Raw genomic sequence first — 24,061 nt, forward strand, 5'->3', positions numbered from 1 at the left:
CCAGCAAGGGCTGTCGATGTCCCCCGGTTTGTTCCTATCTGGTTACGAGGGCCGGGGCGGCGTTCTGGCGGGAGCGCGAGGCGGCGGCCAGCCTCCCTGCCAGAACTCTGGCGGACACTGTCGCGGCATACTCCATCTTGCTATAGAAGTCGGAACTAAACCCAGGGCACTTCACAGGATTTTGGTCTGTAGGTCTTTGGGTGGTTGCCATCGGCTCGCTGTTCCGGCCATGCGGTTGAAGACGGGGCCGGGTGTGAGGTGTAGCGCGGTGTTGCGGGCGATTTCCAGGAATGCGTTTTGTGGCGTGGCGAAATAGGCGCCGGCCTTCGACATTGCGTAGAGAGCGAGCATTCTGCGCCGCCGCCTGGACAGTGCCTGGGTGCCTTGGCAGGCAAGGGTTAGGGCGTCTTCCATCGCCAGTGCGGCTCCCTGGCCGAAGGTGGGTTGCATGGTGTGCGCCGCATCGCCGATGAGAACAACGTGTCCGCGCGTGAGTTGGCGTGGTGGTCGGGCTTCGAGAATGCGCGGTCGGATGATGTGTTCCGGTCTTGCGGCGTTGATCAATTCAGGCAGCGGTGCTGGCCAATCGCGAAACGCGGATAGTTCAATGTCGTGCCGCGAGGCGCCACCATAAACGTAGGTACGGCCGTCGTTGAGCGGTAGAACGCCGAACTGGGCTGTCCGGCCCCAAATAGTGCCGAACCCCTCGCGAAGATCTTTGTCGACAAACCATGCCCAATTTGTGGTGTTGATCAGCCGTGCAGCGGGCCCCGAGGGCCACAGGGTGGATCTGACGATTCCGTTCGGGCCATCGGCCCCGACCACAAGATCAAACTTGCGGACGTTGTCGCTGATCTGCACTGATCCGTCGGGATCAACACCGGTCACGGAGGTCGAGTACTGCACAGAGTCTGCTGGTAACTGTTCTGTCAGCCACCTCAGCAGTTGGCTCCGCGGCACGGTCGCGTATTCGGTTCCGCCCGTGAGCTTGGGCAGTGTGCTGTGCACAAGCACCTTGCCGTTGGCGCTACGCACCGACGCGGGAGTGTCTGCCCAGCGGGTGGTGCTGATACGTTCCCGAACACCGAGCATTTCCAGGCATGTCAACGCATTTTGGGCCAACGAAATTGCCCCGCCGCCTGCAGGCGGCTCAGCCGTTTTCTCGTACACAGTTACGCCATGGCCGTGGTGTCTGAAGGCAATCGCAGCCGACAGTCCTGCAAATCCGCCACCCACTATTCCTATCTTCATACCAGTTGATACTACGTCCCGTAGTAGTTTCGTGTCGTCGAAACGCGCTGACGGTCTACATTGCCTTGGCAGTTGGCAGGAATGCCGGCCGGGTTTGAGTCAGCGCTTGGTAAAAACGCGGCGGATTGTCGAGGCATCGTCCCTCGTGCTGCCGCGTCGATCACGGCCGCATCGGCCACCCGGGAATCGACCGTTGTCACTGATATGACGGGACTCACCGCGGACGGGTTGAGGATGCACGATAGGCGGCCGTTAAAACCCGGCCGCCGAGTGCTTGATGCGGTCGGATGCTGTTGTAGATCTGCTGGAATCGGTGGACTTCCATTTCGAGGGCGCCGCCGTCGGCGAAGATCCCGCGGCGAGCTGGGTGATGACGTCCTTGCAATCTCTGCCGTTCTCGATCATCGAGATCACGCCGCTCAACTGTCCGTGCGCCCGGCGAAGCCGGTTCAGCACAAGGGTGCGCGTCTCGTCGTCTCCGGTCATGTCAGATCCTCCCGTGTAAAGAGTCCACCGTACCCCCGGGGGGCATGAACCCTGAGGTGTTCGCGGTAGCGGGGTCAGGCGCCGCCGAGGGTGGCGATAGCCTTGCCGAGGAGTTCGGTGGCTTGCGAGGCGACCGGCTCGAGGTCGGATTCGCCGGTGATCGACACCATGAGGTTGGGGTTCATCGCCTCGACGATCATCGTGCGGCCGGTCGCGTCACTGGTGTCGGCACGGACGACGACGTTGCAGGGCAGCAGCATCCCGATCTGGGGCTGCACGCCGAGTGCCTTGTGCGCGAGCGTCGGGTTGCAGGCGCCGAAGATGGTGAACTGCTCCATGTCCTCGTCGAGCCTTTGCTTGAGAGTTGCCTGCACGTCGATCTCGGTGAGCACGCCAAATCCCTGATCCTTCAACGCGGCGGTCACCTTCTCGCGGGCAGTGGCGAAGTCGGTGTCGGTCAGTGTGGTGGTCAGTCCGAGTTCCATGGTTCTGTCCTTCGTTGTTTTGGGCGTAAGTTCGTCAGTTGTGGGCGAAGGTGATCGACGGGAGGACTCGTCCCTCCTGTCAATCGGATGGACATGGATCTTTTGGTGGATGTGGGGTGCCCGTCGCACCACTGCGGGGTGGCACCTTGCGCCGGATAGCGTCGACGTGGCGTCCGCACCCGGGCCAGGTGTTCTTTTCGCAGGTCATGTCTTCGCGTGGGCACATGGGTCAGCCCTGTGCGCGCCACCTCGATATCGATGTTGGCCTGATCTAGACGTACGCGACGACCGACAGCCGCATACAGATCGCCGAACGCCTCGGCGGGCTGCGGCCAGCAAGCCGACCACCAGACTGCGACACCTCCATGTGGTGGGCCATACCTGGATCCATATCGCCCTTCGCGATCACATCAGCGTTCAAGACCGCCAGGCTCATCTGCCGCAGAGTAAGCGTGACGCCGCCATGACGCCCGGCGACATCGGTCAACCACCGAAACGTAGCCCACGCGAACGGACAGGCCGGGTCGACGCAGCAATCGATACGCATCTCGCCTCCTCAGTATGTACCCCTGGGGGTATTGCCCGGGCCGTGCGTGTCACCAGTAAGCGGGACACGAATGACAGAAACAATACCCGCGCGGGGGATATACGTTGTCCAAGGCGCCAACAGGGCAATCGTCGACTCAAGGAACCTGGCAAGTCCTAAAACAGACTTCCCCGATCTGGAACGCCCGCGCGGCCGGTGGTGCAGACCCGCGCGGTTGTCAGATGCGGGTGCACAACCCTTTCAGGGGGCAGGAGCACATAGTTTGCGATTTGTTGGGCGGCTGCGGTTGCTGCTTTGAGTTCAGCACGCGCACGTTTAAGGGCGGTCCTCGCGTCGATGGGGGTTGTCTGCCCGGTCAGAAATCGCAATGTTGCAGTCAGTGCCGCGTCGCGTTCGACCGTGGTGGTGTACTGAGCAGTCACCTGGTGCCAGATGTGTGCGAACTGGGCGCGCTGAGCTTCTGGAAGATACGCGCTGCGCCCTGTTAGCCAACGGCTGATTGCGGGGTTTTCCTGAACCTTTTTGGGTGCGGGGATCGGTGGTCGTGTTGGCTCAAGAAGCGTGACAGGAACAACGGGTGTGTTCGTGGTCGTACAGGACGTTGATCAGAGTGGTGATGTCGTCGTGTTGCTGTCGGGGAAGATCGGCCATCGCCAAGACGAGTTGGTGGTAGTGGTTGGTGCGGTCTGCGCGGGCCCGCCAAACCCGATCTGTCATCGTCGCGTGCGCAAAATGGTGGTGAAAGTCAGCAGTAAAGTAGGCGATATCAACCTCGAACGCCGCCGCGAGGGCTTCGACCGTGCGAAACGATGGCGTGGCCGCGACACCGCTGCGTAGTTGACTGAAATACGACTCACCCACCTCACCCGGCCCCACCCGGCGAGTGCGGTGGACAATCTCTTTGGCGGTCACGACCCTGCCGCCGGGATCAGTGGTGGCGGCGAACAACCCCGCCAACAACTCCACCAGTGTCGGCCGCGAAGGCTGTGAGGACACGTCAAGACTCCTGTCTATGTGCTGCACGTTTCCGGTCCGGAAACGGTTTTAGGCGTTCTAACCTGCACAAATACGGCCTTTGTAAGGAGGGCAGTTGCGCATCTTCGACAGTCGTGATCATATTGATTTTCCAGTTTAACAACCACACCTGGTTTCAGCGCAGCACACAAGGGGTACACGAATGTTTCGTCGGGTCGGGGGGATCGCTGCCACCTGTGCAGCCGTACTTCTCACAGCAGCAGGACTAGTCGGGACGGCGAACGCTACGCCGACACCGCTAGCGTCAAAACATGATCACCTGGTCACCGATGACGGCTGGAACGTTGATCTGCGGGCCTCGGAGTTGGTCGTCAACCCCATGTCGAATGTGGCCAACAGTTTCGCCTCCCGCGAAGGATGGATCTCCTCGCGAGTGAAGGGCACCATTACCGGTGCCGGACGCGAAGATGTCCAATCAGCCATCTTGGAACAAGTGTTGATCATCGGCTGCCAAGTCGATGTCTCCGACGGTGCAACTTTAGGGTTGGCGACGTCGATTGGGCCGAACGCCAGCGTCAACATCAGCGGCGTCCCCAGCGCCAGCATCGGTGGCAGCGCCTCAGTCGCACCAAGCATCAGTTCCAAACTCGCCCCCGGCAAAATCAGCGAATTCAGCCTCGGCAAAAAAACCCTGCAAACCGATCACGCCTCCATCAGAGCCAAAAAAATCCGAGTCTCAGTCGACGGATGTGTAGGACCGACCACCGTCAGGCTCCTCGCCCGTTTCTCAGTATCTACCAAAACTTCTGACGACACCACCACCGTCTACTCAGCCCGCATGTGGCTCTAACACCAGGGGGAAACAACTAACCATGAAGACCACACCAGCCCGCACGCGGGCACCGATCACGGGTCTACTTGCCCGCATCGCCGCAGTCCTGGCACTCGCCGTCGCACTGGCGATCGCCGTCCTCGCCATCCCGACCGCCTCAGCAGAAACACCCGCCGAACGCTGCGCCCGCGAAACCAACACCTACAACACTGCGTGGAAACAATCCTGGGTCGCCACCCACCCCGGCAAAACCATCTCCGACGCACCCGCACCACCCGTCCCATACACCTGCCAAAACCCCAACACCACCACACCCACCACACCCAGCACCGCACCACCAGCAACCCTGCCAGGCACCACCACCACAACACCCGGCCCCGGCCCCAACATGGGCGTCCACGCCCCCACCGACATACCCACACCAGGCAAAACACCCATCGTCCGGGCACCAGGGAACGCGACTCAGGGCACATCCAGCGCGAATCCAAGTGTTGCCCCCCTCCCCTCCCGAGCTACGGCAGAGCCCCCCACAGGCAGAAGACCTGCAGAAGCCCCAATCAACGAACGTAAGACTGAACCAAACAAGTTCTGCGATATATACGGTGTTATCTGCAATTCGTCCCTGAGCCTTACAGAAGGCGCACATATTAATGGCAAAGATGGCCAGAAGAAGTGGGCGTGGGAGAGCTGCCCGTATGGCCAACACAAATCATACGCGTTAGCGGGGGACTACTGTTACACAGACTACGACTACATCGTTCGAGATATCCGGCATACCGGAAGCGGCGTGGGAACTAACCCAGTCGGACATGCGCAGTGCGGCGTGAAGACCACTCGCACCTCCGAAGTCGAAATTACAACCGAGAGCTCAGTCGGAAAGGAATCTGAGGCCGGCATGAGTGCTGGAATCTCGGGCGTCGAACTGAACGCTGCGGTATCCCAGTCATTCTCGGAAACAACAGGACAAAGTTCAAAGCTCGGAGTGCAGACGGAACCTCCGACTGAAGACCCTAAGGCCTGCCCCCCGGGCAGGGAGATGGTGGCCTACCAAATATATGAAGCTTATGTATATAATCTTGATGTAGTAGACACGCGGTCTGGCGCAACCGTAGGGCATATCTACGACTGTACGACCACCGTTTACACCCAAGATGTAAAGTGGAAGTTAGTATGAGTAATCAGCAGAATCCAGAGCCTGGGAACGCACATGCTGGCGCTACTCAACGCCGTTGGGCTAAGATCGCCGGCCTCGCAATCCTCGTTCTACTGTTAGCGGTCTTCGTAGTTCGCCCCCTCATCTTGAGCGCGTGGGACAAAGTTAGTTACGAGGCGCGCCCCGCAGCATCGGCCGCTTCAAATCCGGATAGTTTTTCGCCGTCGCGAATAGTGAAATATGAGGCCCTTATCGGCGGAACCGTAAAAAGCGGTGAAGATTTGTTAGGTTACTCACAGAGAAAGAATCTGTATCAACAAGCGCCGGTTACATTGGGCGCACCCGGATTGGGTAGCGACAAACCCGAAGGATACAAGCTTGAGGATCTAACTATTGTCGCCGTTTGCCAGACCCTGCCAGCCGAGAGAGCACTCAGCGGAAAGGAACCAAAGCCCGGAGTTAACGACCGAATCTACTTTGCGACGTTTCCAACAGCACGTTTAAGTGCCGCGCAACTCCACGAGTTGAGAACTCCGACCATCTCAAAAGATAGCGCGATTGTAATTGCTGCGACTGCCACTCTACAGAAGCAAACTAGTTGCTATCCCAACGACGTTCAATCAATCGCCGTAAGATAGAACGCAGAAGGTGAAGTGCTCCGACAGCGCGGTTCTGTTGGAGCACTTCACGTTGAGTTATTAGTTCAGCCGTTTACCCGATAGTTGCGAAGACTGCTGGACGCACAAAACATGCAGTAGGGGCTTGTGCGCCTTGGGTGACAGTTCGGTCGCGCAGCTTGATACAAGTAGAGAAAATTGTAACCAGCTGCGCGGCGACGGTGGTCACGCGAGCTCGGGGCGGTCAAGACGACGGTGGCATCGGTGGGCGCCAGGCGGGTCCGGGCTGATGCGCGGCTAGTTCACTTGTTTGGGGATTGGGCGGGTGGAGTGCGTAGCGGAGCGAGTGGCGCGGACGGGAGCGCAGCGGACGGGAGCAGAGCGAGTGCAGTGAAGCGCGTAGGCCGCCTCGGTAGTGTTGATGGGGTGAGTGTGGAGCTGATCGAGCGCGCGCGGTCGATCGCCGAAGAGCGGCTGTCCGGCCAGTCGCGGCGGTGGGCGCATGTGCAGGGCGTTGCAGCGACCATGGAGCAACTGGCGCAGTCGTATCCGGTGACGGTTCGTGAGGTTTTGCTGGCGGCGGCTTGGTTGCATGACGTGGGGTACTCCGAATCGGTGCGTGATTGTGGGTTTCATCCGGTTGATGGTGCCCGGTTTGTGCTTTCGCAAGGCTTCCCTGAACTGGTGGCGTCGTTAATCGCGTATCACACCGGTGCCACTGTGGAAGCCGAGGAACGTGGCCTGACAAGTGAGTTGGCACCCTTCACTCATCCACCGACTGAGCTGTTGGATGCGTTAACCAGCGCTGACATGATGACCGGACCCGACGGGGTTGCGGTATCTCCGGCTGCGCGAGTGGAAGAGATTTTGACGCGTTACCCCGCTGAGGACCCGGTACATCGGGCGGTATCGCGGTCAGCGCCGGAATTGTTGGCGGCGGTCGCACGCGTGAAAGGCCGCGATTAGTCGGGAGCTAGACCTTAGCCGAGGTAGGGGTGAGGGCGGTGCTGCAAATAGTGGGTGATCCGCAGGCGCATCGACGGGTGAATGGAGAGTTGATCGAGTGTGGTGGGGGAAGTCCAGGCGATATCGGTGCTTTCGTCGTCTATAGCGAGGGTGCCACCTATCAGCCGAGTGGTGAAACACAGTGAGAATTGTTGGCGCACTTCACCATTGGTGTATGCCATAACATGGTTGGGGTTGGTGTAGGTGCCCACCAGCCCGGTGATGTCCACGGTGAGCCCAGTTTCTTCTTTCACTTCCCGGACGGCGGTCTCGGTGATGGATTCACCCAATTCCATACCACCTCCAGGCAACGCCCATAGGTTGTTGTCGCGGCGGCGGACGAGCAGGATATGCCCTTCATTGTTGGTGACAATCGCCGTTGTTGAGGGAACGACACTGTTGGCCGTTGGCGCGTCGGGATCATCTATGTAGTCGATGCGAGTCATGGGCAGAGCCTTTCGAGAATCGCTGTTGCGGCGGTGTGTGAGTCATAGTGGTTTCGATGCGTGCCATACGCGTTCGTATGCGCCCATGTGGTCGTCCCACAGGTCGGGTGCATGTTGGCGGCGGACGACGGTGGCGGGGTTGTCGCTCGCGGGGGCACCGAACAGGTGGTGGTTGGCAATGAGGGTGTCATCTCCCCGGAATATCGAGGTGTATAGGGGCGTGGCATGCAGCTGCACGGTCAGGCCCGGTACGTGGTTGAGAGGTTTGAGCCGTGACACTGTCATGCGGCAACGCCCAGCCAAATTCGACCCGATCTCCTCTTCACGGCCGCGTCGGGCGACGGCTTCACTGTCGGGGTCACCGACCAAGAACCGGATACGAACACCCCGCTCGGCCGCTGCCCGCATGAGCTTGGGAAACCGTGGCACCCCGTCGAACAGGAAGGTGCCGCCGTAGACCAGGATGTCGATCTGGGTCTGGGCGCTGTCGAACAATTCGATCCATACCGCCGCTGGTACTGCAATCCGACTCGGATAGACGCTGACCTCAACGGTTCCCGCATCTGGGGACTGGGCGCGTGGGAATTGGTCGGGCCACACATCGCCCAGTTCTAACGGTTTGTCTCGGTCCTTGTTGAGTACGTCGAGAAGGATGCGGGCGTTTCTGCGCTGCGGAAAGGTCTGTCCAGCTAACCACCGCTCGATAGTGCGCTTTTCTAGTGTTGCCTCGCGTGCCAGTTCCGCGATGCTCCGGCCTGAGGTGGCAACGGCGTGGACTAAGACCTCATTCGCGCTCACCTGAACAACCGTGTTGTCCTCGTCTGGGGCGTCGTGCACCCTGCGTATCCTCCTGTGGCCCTGCGGGGCCACTGCTCGTGGCACCGAATATGCCGTCAGTCTGTCATGACATGACACAGGAATGTCGCCCAAATGACGGCCAAAGGAGAATGGCCTCCGCAACCACGCATTTGGGACGAACTTGTCGATCGAGTCGCCCAGTAGCCCGTGCGTTCAGGTGTGCAGTCCTGCTGTATCTGCGACATTGTTGTGTCGCCAGAGTGACGTCGTGATGGCGTAGCTATGGCATCGCGTTGGGGGTTGTGTGGGTGGTGTGCAGTCAATGTGGTTGCACAGCAAGATAATTCCCAACCTTGGAGGCGTTTGTTATGCGGTTGAAAATTGATACCAGTGGGTCGCAGTTCATTGTTACGAAGGCACCCGAACCTCGTATGCATTTTGATTCAGGTAGCCCCAAACTCGACCCCACGACCGGGCTGCAACTCTACGCAGTGCAAGTGTTGGCATTGGATGATGCTGGTGGTGAAGTCATCACCGTCACCGTCGTGGGTGATCCGAAAGTTGTTGTTACCCAACCCGTCACGCTGACCGGGTTGGTGGCGATCCCCTGGGCCCAGGGCGATCGGTCCGGGGTGGCATTTCGCGCCGACACCCTCACCACCACAACAACCACCCCACCGGTACCGGCGTCGGCATCTGATGGTGTCGCTGGTGGACGAGCACCCAAATAGCGGCACCTGACCGGGGTGGGGCGAGAACCAATCGTCATTGTGATGTTCTCGCCTCACCCCGAAATCCGGCTACTCCACCCTCCTTCATTCTTCCATCTTCTTTGCGAGTTAAGGACTTTCGCTATGAATTCTTCTCAACACAACTCGGGCGGGTCTGCCGCTGACACGTTCTTTGACGCTCTTGTCACATCCCTTGTCGGGTGGGTGTGGCGGCTCATCGGGTTCACTGCCCGGTGGGTGTGGCGACTGCCCGTGCTTACTTTCCCGACTATCGGTATTGGTGTGTTGGGCTGGTTTTATGGCGGCGGGACGATGGTCGCCGCCACCGGCGCGTATGCCGCCCTTATGTGTGGGTGGAGTGTTGCTGATCGGGCGTCGTTGGCCCGCCACACTGTCGGCATCATGCGTGGGCGGTGGGTGGTGTGGCGAAGGTATCGCTCCTGGGCTGCCATCTGCATCGACTGCAGACTCTCGCGCACACGCGGTGACCGCGTCATCGTCCCCACGTTGAGGTCGGTCGAGTTGGGTGCCGACGCCGATGTGCTCACGGTGATACCAGCGCGTGGGCAACCCGTCTCCGACTTTCACAGCGAGCTTGACGCACTCGCTGATGCCTTCGAGGCATTGTCGGTGACCGCCACCCGCACATCACCAGGGCAGATCGAACTCACCGTTCACCGCCACCAACCCTTGACCCAACCACTAACCCCACACGCGAACAACTCCTCAACAACCTCGGACCTGTCGGCCGGGCTAGCTGTGGGCGCATGCGCTGACGGCCGGCCGTGGCTGCTGCACATACTGGGAGCACACATCCTGATCGGCGGGGTCACCGGAGCCGGGAAAGGCTCAGTGCTGTGGTCCATCATCGGCGCACTGGCACCATCAGTGGCCACAGGTCACACAGCGTTGTGGGTCGCTGACCCCAAAGGCGGCATGGAACTGTCTGCCGGGGCGGACCTGTACGCCAGGTTCGCCTACACCGCCGAAACCATCGCCACCATGCTCACCGATGCCGCCGACATCATGGCCGACCGAGCCCAACGCCTACGCGGAACCACCCGCCAACACACCCCCACCCCCGACGAACCATTGATTGTGGTCATCGTCGACGAGTTAGCTGCGTTGACGGTGTTCGCCGACCGCAAACTCAAAACTGAGATCGACCGCCACCTCGGCCTGCTCCTGACCCAAGGGCGTGCCGTAGGCGTCAGTGTGGTTGCCGCCGTACAAGACCCCTCCAAAGACGTCGTACCCCTACGGCAATTGTTCCCCACCCGAATCGCCCTACGAATGGCCGAATCCACCCAAACCACCATGATCCTCGGACCCGGCGCCACCGACCGCGGCGCACTAGCCCACCACCTACCCGAACACCTCCCCGGCCTGGGCTACATCTTGCTCGACGGCACCGCCGCCCCCACCCTGGTGCGCGCCTTCCACTACACCGACACCCACATCAACACCCTCAACCGTACGTACGGCACCCGCGAATACCCGAACCCATGACCACCACCAACCCCCGAACAGGCACGGGCACAACACTATTGAGCGCAGCCCTACCAGCGGACATCCTCACCGGCGGAGCCACGCAAACGATGTTCGCCGACGGGGTGATTGGTGAGATGGTGGCCCGCGCTACGCACCCGAGCTATCCACACTGGTGGAATAGTGTGCGCGCCAGCGGCTACTGTCTACAACCCATCCACCTGCACCGAGGACACGGCCTTACAACACAGGATCGGTTGATGGTGCGTTGCGGAAACCGCCGCGCCGCCGTCTGCACATCCTGCTCACGCCTGTACGCCGCCGACACCTGGCACCTAGTGCACGCCGGACTATGCGGCGGCTACCACAACATCCCCGAAACCATTACTACCCACCCCCAAACATTCCTCACCCTAACTGCGCCCTCCTACGGCAAAGTCCACCCGCCCGAACACCGCACCCACGCGGGGCAACCCGTCCAGCCAGACTTATACGACTACACCGGGCATGTCCTGTTTACGTGGTGGGCCCCAGATTTGTGGCGGCGCTACACCATCCGCCTTCGCCGCCTGGTCGCCACACACCTGTCCGATCACGGGTTGCCGCGCAACACGGTGCGGGTGTCATTCCTCAAAGTGCACGAAAACCAAACCCGACTCATCCCGCACTACCACGCCATCATCCGCCTCGACGCCCCAACAACACCCGATCAACCCCCAACCCCACCACCTCCGGTCATCAACAGCAGCCAGCTCGCAGTACTGGCCGCACAGGCAGCCCGCGACATCACCCTGACCGTCCCCGACCCCACCCGAGCAGAAGGCACCCGCACCCTACGCTTGGGCACCCAAACCGACGTCCAACCCCTCGACACCACCATGCCCACCAACACACGCCGAAAGATCGCCGGATACTTGGCCAAATACGTGACCAAATCGGTGGCTGACACCGGCATCACCCCCAAACCGATCAGCCCCCACGCCATCGGCGACCCCGCTATCACCGACACACTCACACCACACGCCTACGCGTTGTGGCACACCATCATCAACCTCGCCCACCAGGCACCCGAGCACTACGCCGCGATGGCAACCAAACTGCACACCCTCGGCTATCGCGGACACGTCACCACCAAATCCCGCCGCTACTCCACCACCATGGGACACCTCCGCGCCATCCGCGCCCTTTGGCGAGCGCACCACCCCACCGGCGAACCTGACACCGACAACACCAACCTCGACACCGAGGCTGACTGCCGCCCATGGTCGTTCGCCGCATCAGGACACCACACCCACGGCGACTACCAACTGACCCTCACCGCCGCCCGCGCCCACCACGACCAACTTCGCGCCCGACACCAACACCCCAACCCGGCCGGTTCACCATGACCACCACCACGCCCGCACATCGTCGCCAAAACCCGCCGCCCACCACAGAACCAACAACCGCGCCCGACACGGCGTTTCGTGAATGGCTCACCCAATCCTGCAGGCAACAAGGTGTCCCGCTGACCATCACCGACCCCGCCACCCTCACCCACATCACCGCACTCCTAAAGAATTGACCCACGCAACCACAAACCACCACGGGGCAAGACCACGCTCGCAGCGTCGCGGCAGCATTTGAGATTTGCAGGTAATGTCGCTCTCAACGCGTCACGAATGTGATGCCCCTAACACCGGGAGTGGCTAGTGCAATCGTTCGCGTGGTACCTGATTCCAATCACAGTAGCGGTGCTGGCACTATCAATGTGGCGGTGGCGAATCTATACCACGCCGCGATTTTCTGAACCGCAACTTGAACACCTAGGCAGGGCCGTGTTGGCGGATCTACGCGGCGGCTCTCCACGACCTGAGTACCCCCAAACTGTGGACAAGTATTTCTCACGGATAGGCGTTGATAGCAACGCCAGCAACCAACTTCTTGTATGGATGATGAACCAGGGATGGATATATTTGCATGACTGGACACTGGTGAACAAATTGCTATCACTTCGACCACGCGTATCACTGACAACTAATGGATGGGAGTTAGCAACGGTGAAAGAGCCAACGATACGAGTAGAGGGTAGCCCGGGGGCGTCTGTGAACTCGGGTTCAGGAACACAACAAATACAGGGGAATCACAATGGTGACAGCATCAATGTATCGGGAACTGACCTTGCCGACATTGCCTATGCAATACAACTAGACACACCCGCTCTCGATCCCGAGACTCGGCGTATCGCCACGCAAGTGGCCCACACACTTTCCGACGCAGCAGAATCGGGCAATGTCGACAACAGCAGAGTGCACACCTCCCTGGCATGGTTACGATCCCGAATCAACGAAGCATCAGCCCAACTCACATCGCGTGCCATCTGGGAAGCAACTAGGCACGCACTACAACTCAAAGGCTGGCTATAGCCCAGCCAACTAGCTCAAAGATAAGGGATATTGATGGGAACATTCTGGTATCGCAGATCAAGTTCGTTCGTCGGGGAAAGCACCGCCAACAACACATCGGAGAGCACGTTCGTCAGGAGTCTGGAAGACCTCTACGGGGCCAAGGTTACCCTGTATGTGCCCGAAGCGATCAAAGTCCAACTTCCCCAACCTGTACCGGCGAGTGTGCCCGCGGACATCACCAGATTCGCTGCCACCCACCACTGGATGCCCTGTTCCGAACCTGATTTCGCATTGTTCGAGGTTTCCGATGTGGAGCGACTCATCAGCGATGTCGATCCCACCGCCTCAGCACCAATTTCGAATCGTCCAGGGCAGATCGCCGTGGAAGTCGGCCAGATATTCGTCAACACTACCGCCGTGATGGAGCAACATTTACGTGAGCCGATGACACCGATCGGCCTGCCCGACATCGCCGACGAAGACACGTTAATGGCGGTCTTTCACAACGGCCTCGGTGATCTCCTGGCCCGCCACCTCGCCACCGAAGCCAACCGACTTCTACGTCAACGTTACCCACGAGTGTTTCCCAGCCGCGTAAATTTCGCGTTCCTCGACACCTTCGATCCCGCCGCCCATTTCCGGCTCCCCGACACCATGTTCAACTTTGGCCCACTGAAGATCACCCGCCAAATCATGCGTGATCACCTCGACCCAACCCACACCCCCCTCGACGACTACGGGGTAACCGAACTGACCATTGTTGAAGCCAGCGGTATCATTCTCGGCTGCCTCTACGCTTTCGCCGCGATATCAAACGGATGTCTCAGCACAAAATGACACCCCACAATAAAGCACGGTTATCACAGCACCGATGTTAGAGTCGCCATTGTGGTTGGACGCGGTTGATATCCAAACTGCGGGCCCCTTTGGCGCCGGGGGTGATGACCGCGTGGTCAAGGACAGTGGCGACGATGGCGTGCTGACGCTCGATCGACAACTCTTCCCACTGGGTGCGCAGACTTTCCCCGGTGCCGAGTAGTTCGTAGAGTGGCCCGTCGGCGGTCACCGCAGCAATGTCCTTGTGCGCCCGGTCGATACGCGCCTCGATCGGATTACGTGCGGCCATCCACTCCCGCGCACTGATCTGATCCTCCGCATACAAACCGGCCAGTTCTTCGAGCTTCGCAGTACCTGCTGCGATAGCGGCGCTCAACGCAGCAGTATCGGGGTTCTGGATAGTCTTACCCGCCAACGCTGTACGCAAGGCTGGGGAATCCAGGCGGGCCAACACCGCATCAACCAACAGTTGTTCGACCGGATCAGCAACCACAGTCAACCGTCCGCAACTCCCCGCAAAGTCCGGGCCCGCCTTACACACATACCGGCGAGTATGACCGGGGGTGTCATACCGTCGCTGCGAAAACAACGTTCTCCCACAGCGTCCACACCGCAACAACCCCGACAAAACATAGGTGCGCGGTGCCCGCTTGTTCGCACGCGCCTTCGACGCAAACACCGCCAACACCTGCTCCCGCTCAGCCGGAGTGATGATCGCCTCCCACACCGCCGGACCCACCACCTCCCCATGATGCTCCCGCAACCCCGCGATCCGCCCCGAACGCACCATATGCCGCAACGACGAAGTCATCCACGCATTCCCCTGCACCGTTTGGACGCCGGTCTCGTTCAACCAGCGAGTCAACGACCCCACCGACTCCCCCGCAATAACGCGCGCCACCACCTGCCGCACCACAACAGCTTCCGACTCCCGAATACTCGCATTACCCAACTCGTAGCCAAACGCCCGCGACGGACCATGCGGCAACCCCTTCTGCGCATTATCCAAAAGCTTACGAGTAATCCTTGCCGAACGCCGGCCTGACTCTTTCGCCGCAAACGCCGCAAAAATCCGGGCCATGAACAACCCATCATCATTACCCAAATCAATATCCGCAGTCACCGTCGCCACCTCCCGAACACCAGCGGCCTCACACAAAGTGACAAACTCTTCCAACTCCACCGGCCGACGATGAAGACGATCCAAGTTGTAAACAATCACCCCATCACGCACCCCGGCAGCAAGATCATCCACCATCTGCCGGTACGCAACCCGCACCTTGCCCGAATACGCAGACACATCATTATCGACATACTCCCGCCCAATCACCCACCCGCGCTCGGCAGCCAACAGTCGGCAGTCTTCTAATTGTCGTTGCACGCCAAGACCTTTGCCGTCCTGATCCTGTGAGATACGGGCATACACTGCAGCCGAACGCACCAGGCTTCTACCGTTAGTCATAGTGGTCACCTTAACAACAACACAGCAATCTCCCATTTTGGTGCGTGGCGGCCATTACCGCGCTCGTGCTATTCGCCTCGGCCGCACCATCCCCTATATATCCTCTGTACCAACAACTTTGGGGATTCTCCTCCTTCACGCTCACGCTCATCTTCGCCGTCTACGTGATCGCGCTGCTGTCGATGTTGCTCACCGTCGGGTCTATCTCCGATCACATCGGCCGACGTCCGGTCCTCCTCGCGGGCATCTCTGTCCTGATCCTCGCGATGGTGACCTTCGCGTTCGCCGACGGCGTCGGGACGTTGATGGCCGCACGAGTACTTCAGGGAATCGCCACCGGCGCCATTCTCGGCGCGCTGAGCGCCACCATGCTCGATCTGCAGCCCGATGAGCAGACCGGCGCGATGGCCAATGGCGCCGCGCCCGGCATCGGTCTGTCCTCCGGCGTCATCGTCGCCGGAATCTTCGTCGAGTACGTCCCGGACCCGCGAGTCATCATCTACGTGCTGACCGCGATCGCGCTGGCCGGCGCGCTGCTGGTAGTGCTCTGGCTCCCCGAGACGTCGCCACGGGTCGGTTTCGACGACCGGCGGCACCTAGCGACGACAATCGCACCGCGTGCATCGGTGCCTTCAGCCGTCGCGCCGGTGTTCTTCGCGGGTGTTCCGGTGATGCTGGCGACCTGGTCACTGGGCGGCATGCAACTCTCGCTCGGGTCGTCGGTGGTTGCCCGAATCCTCGGTATCACCAATCATGCGGCGGCCGGCGCCGCACTGGGAGTCTTCTTTATCGTCGCTGCGGTGGCTGCGGTCACGACCAGCTCGATGGATCCCGGGCCTAAGCGTGCGGTCGGCCTGTTGGCCCTATTCGTTGGGGTGCTGACGACGCTGGGTGGTGCACTGTCGGCGTCGACGCCGGTCTACCTCGTCGGATCCGGAATCGCGGGAATCGGTTTCGGCACGGCGTTCGTCGCGGTCGTGGCCCTACTGGGAGCCGCCACGCCGCGCGAAGAACGCGGGCGGGTGTTCGCCGCGGTCTTCGTCGGAAGCTACCTGGGCTTCTCCATCCCAGCCGTGATCGCGGGCGCGGCGACCGGCCACTTCGGTTTGCGCACAACGTATATCGGTTACTCGGTCTACGTGATCGTGCTGGTGGTACTCGCCGCGATCAGCGCTGTGCTGGTCGGGCGGCGGGCACGCCGAACGCCACGGAATCGCGACCACATCGATGAGTTCGTCGAGCCCGACGAAGTCGCTGGAGTTGCGAGCTGCGCTCAGCCGATCGTCAGCACGACCTTTCCGGTGGCGGTGCGGCCCTCCAGGCTGGCCAGAGCATCGACGGCCTGTTCAAGACCGAAAGTCTGACCGACGACGGGCTTTAGCGCACCGCTGCGCAGGTGAGGTTCCATCGCCGTCAGCTCGGTGGCGATATGTCCCGGACGCGATAGGGCGAACGCACCCCAGCCGACACCCGTTACCCCAATATTGTTGAGCAGCAAGCGATTTACCTTCACCGTCGGTATATCGCCCGCCGTGAACCCAATGACGAGTAGCCGGCCGTGCTCGCGGAGCGTGCGGAGCGAATCGGTGAAGCGATCACCGCCGACCGGATCGACGACGATATCGACTTCACGTCCGATCGATTCCCGGAAGCCCTCGGCCAGAACGTATTCGTCGGCACCGGCGGCGATCGCGACCGCCCCCTTCTGGTCGGTAGACACCACCCCGATGACGCGACCGGCACCGAAAGCCTTGGCCACCTGAATGGCGCTGGTACCAATACCGCCAGCCGCACCGTGGACAAGGACGGTCTCGCCCGGCTCAAGGTGACCGCGCTCAATGAGGGCGAAATACGAAGTGCCGTAATTGAATGGGTACGCCGCACCTTCGACGAAACTCACCTGGTCAGGCAACCTGAACGTCAGATCGGGACGAGCAAGCGCAACCTCGGCGAACCCGCCGAGCAGGGGGAGCGCGGCGACCCGATCGCCGACCGCGAACCCTGAACCTTGCGGCGCGTAGGACACCACACCTGCCACCTCGGCGCCGGGAATGAAGGGCAGATCCGGCTTCATCTGGTAGAGCCCGCGGGTCTGCAACAACTCCGGGAAGGCGACGCCTGCGGCCTTCACCTCGATAGTGAGCTGCCCGGGATCGTGGGGTGCGGATACGTCGACCAATTCGATTGCCGACGGACCGTCGAGACTGCTGATGTGGATGGCACGCATCCCTTCACCCTAGGGCAGCCGGCGCCGCCTGATCGGGCGCATGTCGAATGCCTCGATACAACGCGACGGTCGCTAGCCCGCCGCAGACGTAGAGCACGGCACCGAAGAAAATCAGAAGCGATGATCGACCGTCGTCGGGAATTGTCAAGGCGGCGATGGTGATTGCCGCGACGTACGCGATATTGAAAACAGCGTCTTGTACGGAGAAAACTTGGCCTCGAACGGTGTCGGTGATGTCGAGCTGCATCGCGACGTCGCCGCATAGCTTGGCCGTTTGGCCGACGAGGCCGAGTATCGCCGCCGCGATACCCACCGCAATCGGCGCGAGTCCGAGGAGGGCGAGCTGCGCGATCACACCGACAGCCATCGCCAGCAGGATCGTGTTGCGGCGACCGACCCGAGCAACGGACAGCGGCGTAGTCACTGCCGCGACGAAGGCCCCCGCGGCGGTACAGGCGGCGATCACCGCGATATCGCCGAATCCGCTGCCCAGACCCTGGTGTTTGATCAGTACCAACAGCATCAACGTATTCATGCCGAAGACGAGTCGGTGAGCGCCGATGGCCGATAGCGCGGCTCCGACGGTTCGGTGCGCGGCGACCGCTCGGCCACCATGCGTCAGACCCACCGACACCGCGTGTAGAGCGGAATGTCCAGCGTCGTCGGGGATGTCTGGTCCGAGAGCTTTGCGCGGGAATCGGTGGGCGATCCACGCCGCGATCAGCGCGCAGACGACGCCGGCCATCGTCGTTTCGGCGCTGCCGGTGTTGTCGTCGCCGAATACGGCTCGGAGGCCGACGGTGATGCCGGCCCCCACCGCGAGCATGCCCGCTCCCAACGTCGTGAACAGGGAGTTCATCGCCACCAGAACGTCCTTGCTGACGACATGCGGGAGACTCGCGGACAGGCCGGAATTGACGAAGCGACTGGCACCGGTCACCACCAGGGCACCGATCAGCACTACGGTTTGCGGTGCGCCGGTTGCCACCGTTACCGCGACGACTGCGATCAGCGCGGCCCGAATGATGTTGGCGTACACCAGGACTGAACGGCGATCCCAGTGATCGAGGAGCGCTCCGGCGAATGGCCCCAGGACCGAGTACGGCAGTAGGAGCACCGCGAACCCGCCCGCGACGGCGAGTGGGTCGGTGTGGCGTTCGGGGTTGAACAGGATCGCGGTGAACAATGCGGCCTGGAAGACACCGTCGGTGATCTGACTTGTCAGCCGGACAGCGAGTAGCCGACCGAGGCCGGGTGAGTGGGTGAGCGAAGATAGAAAGATCCCTATTGCCGATGGCGACGATGGGGATCGGGATCTCACTGCACAAGACTACCGACCTCGCGGCGATGCGCATGCCATGATTGTTTCGTGAGCGGCGGTGACGACTTCGTGGCAGCGCAACGTCGGGTGCGAGCTGGGACGTTGCTCATCGCATCGACGACGCTGACCGAGTCCATCTTTGCGCGTTCGGTGATTTACATGATCGAACACAACGACGAGGGCAGTCTCGGCGTGATTCTCAACCAGATGAGTCAGACCGCCGTGCACAACCTGTTGCCACGCTGGACGGACTTGGCCGCGAGTCCGCGAGCACTGTTCATCGGCGGGCCGGTTAAGCAGGATTCCGCGCTGTGTCTGGGAGTACTCAAGCCCGGAGTCGATCCCGGGCTGATCGAAGGCGTGCGACAAGTAGACGGCCGAGTCGTACTGGTCGATCTCGACACCGACCCCGAGCAACTCGCCGAAATCCTTGAGGGCGTGCGGCTATTCGCCGGGTACTCGGGGTGGAGTAGCGGTCAACTCGACGACGAGCTGGGTCAGGACAGTTGGTTGTTGGCGTCGGGGCTGCCGCGCGACATCACCGCGCCGGCAACTGTCGACGTGTGGTCGTCGGTGCTGCGCCGGCAGCCCTGGCCGCTGCCCCTGTTGGCGACCTTTCCCGACGACGTTATGGGGAACTGATCGTCAGCGCTTCGGTGACCGATGCGTACATCGTCGCCTTGATCGCGGACACCGTGCCTCGGTCCTTTCCGAGCTGTGTCGCCAACCGCTCGACGGCCTCGTCGACGACTGCCGCCTCGGCGACCGCCGTGTCTGCCAGACCAACGTCGGTGGCCTGCTGTCCGCCGTAGCGATGTCCGCCGACCATCGCGTCCAGCGCCGCGCGGGGACTGAGCTTCGCTTGAATCAGCGCCGCCATGCCGGGCGTGAAAGGGATGTTGATATCGACTTCCGGGAAGCAGTAGTAGCCGCGGTCCACACGCATCACTCGGTGATCGTGTGCGATCGCGAGCATCGCTCCGGCGCCGAACGCATGGCCGTTTACCGCCGCCGCGGTCGGTAGCCCGAAGGTGAGAATCCGGTTGAACAACTCCTGCACCCGTCCGACGTACCACTGGCTGCGGTCACCGTTGGCAAGCAGCCACTCCAGGTCGAGACCGTTCGAGTAGAACTTCCCCGTCCCAACGGTGACCAGGCCCTGGGCGCTGCCTTCGATTTCGTCGAGTAGCGCGTTGACCTGGTCGAGCCAGTCGGGAGTGAAACGGTTCTCGTCGTCGCCGAGAGTGAGTAGTGCGATCGTGTCTCGGTAGGCAACGGTCGGCGCCATGATTTGGTCCTATCTGTTGGGGTTTCTCGGTTTTGGGGCGGGTGGTTCCAGGGCCAGGATTGCTCGTACCGCGGCGCCCAGGCGTGCACGTGCCGCGGCGTCGGGTGGTCGGTCGCGACGTAGTAGTAGGGCGGTCGGTAGTTCTACGACGCAGTCGCGAATTACGGCTACCGCCTCCCGGTCGCCGCGCCCCCACATCGCCTGCGCGAGTCGGATGAACAGCTCGGTGAGGGTGCTCTCGAGGGCCTGCAATCGTGCGGCGACGTCGGCTGGCATTTCTCGTGAGCCAAGTAGTTCGGCACGGTCGACCGTCAAGAGAAATCGCCCGGAAGTCCCGAACGCGATGGAGAATTCGGCTGGGCTGCCGGCTGCCGCGATGACAGCGTCGATGGGATTTGTCTCTTGATCGACCGCCGCTCGCTGTAGATCGAGAAAGCGTTGCGCGGCACGTAGGCAGACGTGTCCCAACAGTCCGGACCGGGATCCGAACGCATGGTAGATCGCACCATTGGAAGCGCCGGTGACCTGCGACAAGGCCCGGACCGTTACCGAGGCTGGCCCGGATTCGACGGCCAGTTTCTCGGCTGCGTCCATCAACTCGTCGAGGTCATGTAGTCGGGGCCGCGGCACCCGGCCACAATAACAGAGCGGCCGCTCTATTACTATACCTTCTTGTGATCTGACCCACTAGTAAGGCACTATGTTCCGCAGTTCATATCTCAGCTAATGCTCAGGATGGAAAGTCGGGTTCCAGGGATGCGCGCTGCTCTGATCATTTCGACGTTGATGGCGTCGATACTTTTATTGATCCAACCGGGAACGGCCGGGGCGGCCTCCCCACGGGAATGGACCCGCTCTCACGACGGTCCGCATCCGTACGCCGGCGTCCATGTTGACTGGGATGTGCCGATCCGGATGAGTGATGGCACCATTCTCAAGGCCAATATCTACCGTCCCGGCGATGCTGCCGAACGGCCGACGTCGACGAAGACTCCCGTCATCGTCAACATGACGCCGTACACCAAACTTGTGGCCGCGGTGGCCACCGCGGCCCTGCAGAACCCAATCCTCGAACCGTTCGTCATGCAGATCGCGTCGATGATCAATCTCAGCGGCACGCCGATCGACGGCGTCACCGAATTCGCCAAGGCCGCGAAAGGTGGTGGCCTCCGGTCATTTTCGGTTGATCTTGATCTCGTTCGCAGCGGCTACACCCAGGTTGTGGTCGACGTTCGGGGCACCGGCTTCTCCCAAGGCGTGTGGAATGTCTTCCAGGAGCGCGAACAGAAGGACACCGTCGAAGTTATCGACTGGGCGTCCAAGCAGCGATGGTCTAACGGCAAGGTCGGGATGAGTGGCGTGTCCTACTCCGCCATTAACCAGATCCAGGCGGCTAACAAGAATCCCAAGGCGCTCAAGGCAATCATGCCGGTCGAACCCGGCGGAGACCTCATCCGCGACATCGTCGCGCCGGGTGGCGCATTGGGATTCGGCTTCCTGCCGAACTGGCTGCTCGCGGTCAACGGACTCAAGTTCGTGCCCGACGTCAAGTCGATGTTTACCGGCACATTCGACTGGAAGTGGTTGGCCAGCAGGATATCTGACCCGTTCGTCTTCTTCCCGCAGCTGTTCGCGGCGCTGTTCACCCCGGATATCAAGTCGATTCCACCGGATCTGAAGAAGCTGCTCTCGCCCAACTCCGAAGAACGTCGCAGCTGGCAGGACCATGCCGAGCGCATCAAGACTCCGACCATGATCTACGGCGGCTGGTTCGATCTGTTCACCAACTCCGAAGTGCGGATGTACAACAAGATTCCACTGCCGCCTGGCCAGAAGCAACTGATCATGGGCGAGACATACCACGGCACACCGGGAATGGGATTCGGCGAATACGGCAAACCGCCGCGCCTGGATGTCCTCGCCAAGGCTTGGTACGACAAGTGGCTCAAGGGGATTGACAACGGCGTCGACACCTACGGCCCGGCAACGCTCTTTCAGCAGGGCAACAAGTGGATCACCGCTAAGCAGTTCCCGCGCGCGGGGATGACGCGCCAGCGACTCTACCTATCCGATCGCTCCTCGCGGACTGCTCCACACGCGGTGCGCGATGGAAGCCTTAGTCCCGAGAAGTCGAATTCTCGTGGGCGCCTGACGATTTCTCCCGGAGTGCTGACGCTCTGTTCCCGCGACTCGGCACAACAGACCGCGGGGGCGACGGCGCTATTCACCTTCTGCGGCAAGGATAATCGAGTCGCCGAGCATAACGCGTTGACCTTCACGACGGCTCCGGTAACGAAGACCCGGACGCTGTCGGGGTACGTCAACCTGCACCTAAATGCGGTGATGGACGCCACTGATGGGTATTGGACCGCGATGCTCACCGATGTCGCCCCGGATGGGTCGTCGCGACCGATCAGCTCCGGCCAGGTGATGGCTTCACTGCGGGCGGTAGACAAGTCGCAGAGCGGCTACGCGGACAACGGCGACGTCATCGACCCGTTCTACACGATGACTTTGGAGTCGAGGCAGCGCACCAAGCCCGGTCGGGCGGTGTCACTCGATATCGGACTACTGCCGACCGAGGCCATGCTCAAACCGGGTCATCGACTTCGTATTGACGTATATGCGATGAACTTGCCGAGGGGACTTCCGTTGCGGCCCTTGCTGAATGAGACGGGCCTACGGCCGCAGCATATTCAGCTCGATCCCAACCGGCCGAGTTTTGTGAACATTCCGGTGTCCGATCCATTGGTGCGCTAGGCGACAGCTTCACGGCTGTATCGGGTTGCCAACCACGCGCAAATGATCAGCTGAATCTGATGGAAGATCATGAGCGGCAACACGATTAGGCCAACCGTCGAACCGGCGAACAACACCGTTGCCATCGGCAGACCGGTGGCCAGTGACTTCTTGGTGCCACAGAACTGAATGGCGATCATGTCGGCACGATCGAAACCCATCCGCTCGGGCACCCAGCGGGTGACGCCAAGCATCACCACCACCATGATGAATGCCAACACGATCATCGCGATGACCTGCCAGGCGTCGACCTTCGACCAGATGCCGTTGACGACACCTTCGCTGAACGCCGCGTAGACCACCAGCACGATCGACCCTCGGTCGACCAGTTTGGTCGGCTCGGCATAGCGCGACATCCAATTACTGATGACTGGCCGAGCGAGTTGGCCGAGAATGAATGGCACCAGGATCTCGGCGACGATCTTCAGAATCGATGAGGCGTCTATATGCAGACCTGCGGTCGACGAACTCATCAGCCAGACCACCAGCAGTGGCGTCAGAAACACGCCGAGCAGGTTCGACACGGATGCGCTGACGATGGCTCCGGGAACGTTGCCTTTTGCGATCGAGGTGAATGCGATCGATGACTGGACCGTCGATGGAACCAGGCAAAGGAATAGCACGCCCGCATAGAGATCTGACCCGATGATCGGCGTGAGTGCTGGTTTCAGGGCGAGCCCGATGAGGGGAAAAGCGATGAAGGTGAAGGCGAGGATCGTCAGATGCAGTCGCCAGTGTGCCAGCCCCGCGAGGGCTTCACGGGGATGGAGGCGAGCGCCGTAAAGGAAGAACAGCAACGCGATGGCCGCGACGACGACTCCATCGAGAATGTCGGCGAAGGCGCCCCGCGCCGGTAAGACGGCAGCGACCAGAACAGCCGCGAAGATCGCTAGTACAAACCCATCTATGGGTAGGCGTTTCATCTC

At 61.0% G+C, this 24,061-nt stretch carries 24 protein-coding genes; 10 read left to right on the forward strand and 14 right to left on the reverse strand.

The window, feature by feature from the left end; translation table 11 throughout:
• Positions 1–171: 171 nt before the first annotated feature.
• The 5 genes from AAFP29_RS09700 to AAFP29_RS09720 all read right to left on the reverse strand — a co-directional run bounded on the left by AAFP29_RS09700 (position 172) and on the right by AAFP29_RS09720 (position 3,765).
• Positions 172–1,251, reverse strand: coding sequence for an FAD-dependent monooxygenase (locus tag AAFP29_RS09700; RefSeq protein ID WP_419217123.1), 1,080 nt, complete (start codon positions 1,249–1,251; stop codon positions 172–174).
• Positions 1,252–1,503: 252 nt separating this feature from the next.
• Positions 1,504–1,737, reverse strand: coding sequence for a metal-sensitive transcriptional regulator (locus AAFP29_RS09705; RefSeq protein ID WP_419217124.1), 234 nt, complete (start codon positions 1,735–1,737; stop codon positions 1,504–1,506).
• Between the two features lie 74 nt (positions 1,738–1,811).
• The gene (locus AAFP29_RS09710) at positions 1,812–2,222 is read right to left on the reverse strand and encodes a DUF302 domain-containing protein (protein ID WP_419217125.1); all 411 of its coding nucleotides are present in this window, start codon (positions 2,220–2,222) and stop codon (positions 1,812–1,814) included.
• A 271-nt stretch (positions 2,223–2,493) separates the two neighbouring features.
• Entirely contained in the window at positions 2,494–2,769 is a 276-nt protein-coding gene (locus tag AAFP29_RS09715; RefSeq protein ID WP_419217126.1) for a hypothetical protein, read from the reverse strand.
• A gap of 552 nt (positions 2,770–3,321) precedes the next feature.
• A complete protein-coding gene (locus AAFP29_RS09720) occupies positions 3,322–3,765 on the reverse strand; it encodes an XRE family transcriptional regulator (RefSeq protein WP_419217127.1) in 444 nt (147 codons plus the stop codon).
• A gap of 181 nt (positions 3,766–3,946) precedes the next feature.
• On the opposite strand from AAFP29_RS09720, the gene AAFP29_RS09725 reads away from it, so the two are divergent.
• Positions 3,947–4,594, forward strand: coding sequence for an MspA family porin (locus tag AAFP29_RS09725; RefSeq protein WP_419217128.1), 648 nt, complete (start codon positions 3,947–3,949; stop codon positions 4,592–4,594).
• A gap of 183 nt (positions 4,595–4,777) precedes the next feature.
• On the opposite strand, the gene AAFP29_RS09730 is transcribed toward AAFP29_RS09725, so the two are convergent.
• Positions 4,778–5,014 (reverse strand): hypothetical protein, encoded by a 237-nt coding sequence (locus tag AAFP29_RS09730; RefSeq protein WP_419217129.1) that lies wholly within the window; start codon positions 5,012–5,014, stop codon positions 4,778–4,780.
• Between the two features lie 732 nt (positions 5,015–5,746).
• Here AAFP29_RS09730 and AAFP29_RS09735 point away from each other — a divergent pair.
• Both AAFP29_RS09735 and AAFP29_RS09740 read left to right on the forward strand, forming a co-directional pair.
• Positions 5,747–6,367 (forward strand): hypothetical protein, encoded by a 621-nt coding sequence (locus tag AAFP29_RS09735; protein ID WP_419217130.1) that lies wholly within the window; start codon positions 5,747–5,749, stop codon positions 6,365–6,367.
• A 405-nt stretch (positions 6,368–6,772) separates the two neighbouring features.
• Complete coding sequence (locus tag AAFP29_RS09740; RefSeq protein ID WP_419217131.1) at positions 6,773–7,312, forward strand: HD domain-containing protein; 540 nt, start codon at positions 6,773–6,775, stop codon at positions 7,310–7,312.
• 14 nt (positions 7,313–7,326) lie between these two features.
• On the opposite strand, the gene AAFP29_RS09745 is transcribed toward AAFP29_RS09740, so the two are convergent.
• The gene (locus AAFP29_RS09745; protein WP_419217132.1) at positions 7,327–7,797 is read right to left on the reverse strand and encodes an NUDIX hydrolase; all 471 of its coding nucleotides are present in this window, start codon (positions 7,795–7,797) and stop codon (positions 7,327–7,329) included.
• A gap of 42 nt (positions 7,798–7,839) precedes the next feature.
• On the reverse strand, positions 7,840–8,634 hold the full coding sequence (locus AAFP29_RS09750) for a hypothetical protein (protein ID WP_419217133.1): 795 nt from the start codon (positions 8,632–8,634) through the stop codon (positions 7,840–7,842).
• Between the two features lie 329 nt (positions 8,635–8,963).
• On the opposite strand from AAFP29_RS09750, the gene AAFP29_RS09755 reads away from it, so the two are divergent.
• From AAFP29_RS09755 to AAFP29_RS09770, 4 genes are all read left to right on the forward strand, one after another.
• The gene (locus AAFP29_RS09755) at positions 8,964–9,326 is read left to right on the forward strand and encodes a hypothetical protein (RefSeq protein WP_419217134.1); all 363 of its coding nucleotides are present in this window, start codon (positions 8,964–8,966) and stop codon (positions 9,324–9,326) included.
• 123 nt (positions 9,327–9,449) lie between these two features.
• The gene (locus AAFP29_RS09760) at positions 9,450–10,835 is read left to right on the forward strand and encodes an FtsK/SpoIIIE domain-containing protein (RefSeq protein ID WP_419217135.1); all 1,386 of its coding nucleotides are present in this window, start codon (positions 9,450–9,452) and stop codon (positions 10,833–10,835) included.
• A complete protein-coding gene (locus AAFP29_RS09765) occupies positions 10,832–12,202 on the forward strand; it encodes a replication initiator (RefSeq protein WP_419217136.1) in 1,371 nt (456 codons plus the stop codon). The genes AAFP29_RS09760 and AAFP29_RS09765 overlap by 4 nt, the downstream gene beginning before the upstream one ends.
• A gap of 1,050 nt (positions 12,203–13,252) precedes the next feature.
• Positions 13,253–14,038, forward strand: coding sequence for a hypothetical protein (locus tag AAFP29_RS09770; RefSeq protein WP_419217137.1), 786 nt, complete (start codon positions 13,253–13,255; stop codon positions 14,036–14,038).
• A gap of 37 nt (positions 14,039–14,075) precedes the next feature.
• Here the strand turns inward: AAFP29_RS09770 and AAFP29_RS09775 are convergent, their stop codons facing one another.
• Positions 14,076–15,500: a recombinase family protein gene (locus AAFP29_RS09775; RefSeq protein ID WP_419217138.1), complete on the reverse strand. Its 1,425-nt coding sequence runs from the start codon at positions 15,498–15,500 to the stop codon at positions 14,076–14,078.
• 44 nt (positions 15,501–15,544) lie between these two features.
• Between AAFP29_RS09775 and AAFP29_RS09780 the strand changes: the two genes are divergently transcribed.
• On the forward strand, positions 15,545–16,864 hold the full coding sequence (locus AAFP29_RS09780; protein WP_419217139.1) for an MFS transporter: 1,320 nt from the start codon (positions 15,545–15,547) through the stop codon (positions 16,862–16,864).
• Here AAFP29_RS09780 and AAFP29_RS09785 read toward each other — a convergent pair.
• Both AAFP29_RS09785 and AAFP29_RS09790 read right to left on the reverse strand, forming a co-directional pair.
• On the reverse strand, positions 16,774–17,727 hold the full coding sequence (locus AAFP29_RS09785) for an NADPH:quinone oxidoreductase family protein (RefSeq protein WP_419217140.1): 954 nt from the start codon (positions 17,725–17,727) through the stop codon (positions 16,774–16,776). The genes AAFP29_RS09780 and AAFP29_RS09785 overlap by 91 nt on opposite strands.
• Positions 17,728–17,731: 4 nt before the next feature.
• Positions 17,732–19,048 carry an MFS transporter gene (locus AAFP29_RS09790; RefSeq protein ID WP_419217141.1) on the reverse strand — a complete coding sequence of 439 codons (1,317 nt, stop codon included), beginning with the start codon at positions 19,046–19,048 and terminating at the stop codon, positions 17,732–17,734.
• 48 nt (positions 19,049–19,096) lie between these two features.
• On the opposite strand from AAFP29_RS09790, the gene AAFP29_RS09795 reads away from it, so the two are divergent.
• On the forward strand, positions 19,097–19,690 hold the full coding sequence (locus AAFP29_RS09795; RefSeq protein WP_419217142.1) for a YqgE/AlgH family protein: 594 nt from the start codon (positions 19,097–19,099) through the stop codon (positions 19,688–19,690).
• Here the strand turns inward: AAFP29_RS09795 and AAFP29_RS09800 are convergent.
• Both AAFP29_RS09800 and AAFP29_RS09805 read right to left on the reverse strand, forming a co-directional pair.
• Positions 19,677–20,336, reverse strand: a complete 660-nt coding sequence (locus AAFP29_RS09800) for an enoyl-CoA hydratase-related protein (protein WP_419217143.1) — start codon at positions 20,334–20,336, stop codon at positions 19,677–19,679. The genes AAFP29_RS09795 and AAFP29_RS09800 overlap by 14 nt on opposite strands.
• Before the next feature lie 9 nt (positions 20,337–20,345).
• Positions 20,346–20,966, reverse strand: a complete 621-nt coding sequence (locus AAFP29_RS09805; protein WP_419217144.1) for a TetR/AcrR family transcriptional regulator — start codon at positions 20,964–20,966, stop codon at positions 20,346–20,348.
• Between the two features lie 156 nt (positions 20,967–21,122).
• Here AAFP29_RS09805 and AAFP29_RS09810 point away from each other — a divergent pair, with 156 nt between their 5' ends.
• A complete protein-coding gene (locus tag AAFP29_RS09810) occupies positions 21,123–23,096 on the forward strand; it encodes a CocE/NonD family hydrolase (protein WP_419217261.1) in 1,974 nt (657 codons plus the stop codon).
• On the opposite strand, the gene AAFP29_RS09815 is transcribed toward AAFP29_RS09810, so the two are convergent.
• Positions 23,093–24,058, reverse strand: coding sequence for a bile acid:sodium symporter family protein (locus tag AAFP29_RS09815; RefSeq protein ID WP_419217145.1), 966 nt, complete (start codon positions 24,056–24,058; stop codon positions 23,093–23,095). The two genes, AAFP29_RS09810 and AAFP29_RS09815, sit on opposite strands and share 4 nt — an antisense overlap.
• Positions 24,059–24,061: the final 3 nt, after the last annotated feature.

It is taken from the genome of Gordonia sp. CPCC 205333, from assembly GCF_048537885.1.
In the GTDB taxonomy this organism is placed as follows: domain Bacteria; phylum Actinomycetota; class Actinomycetes; order Mycobacteriales; family Mycobacteriaceae; genus Gordonia.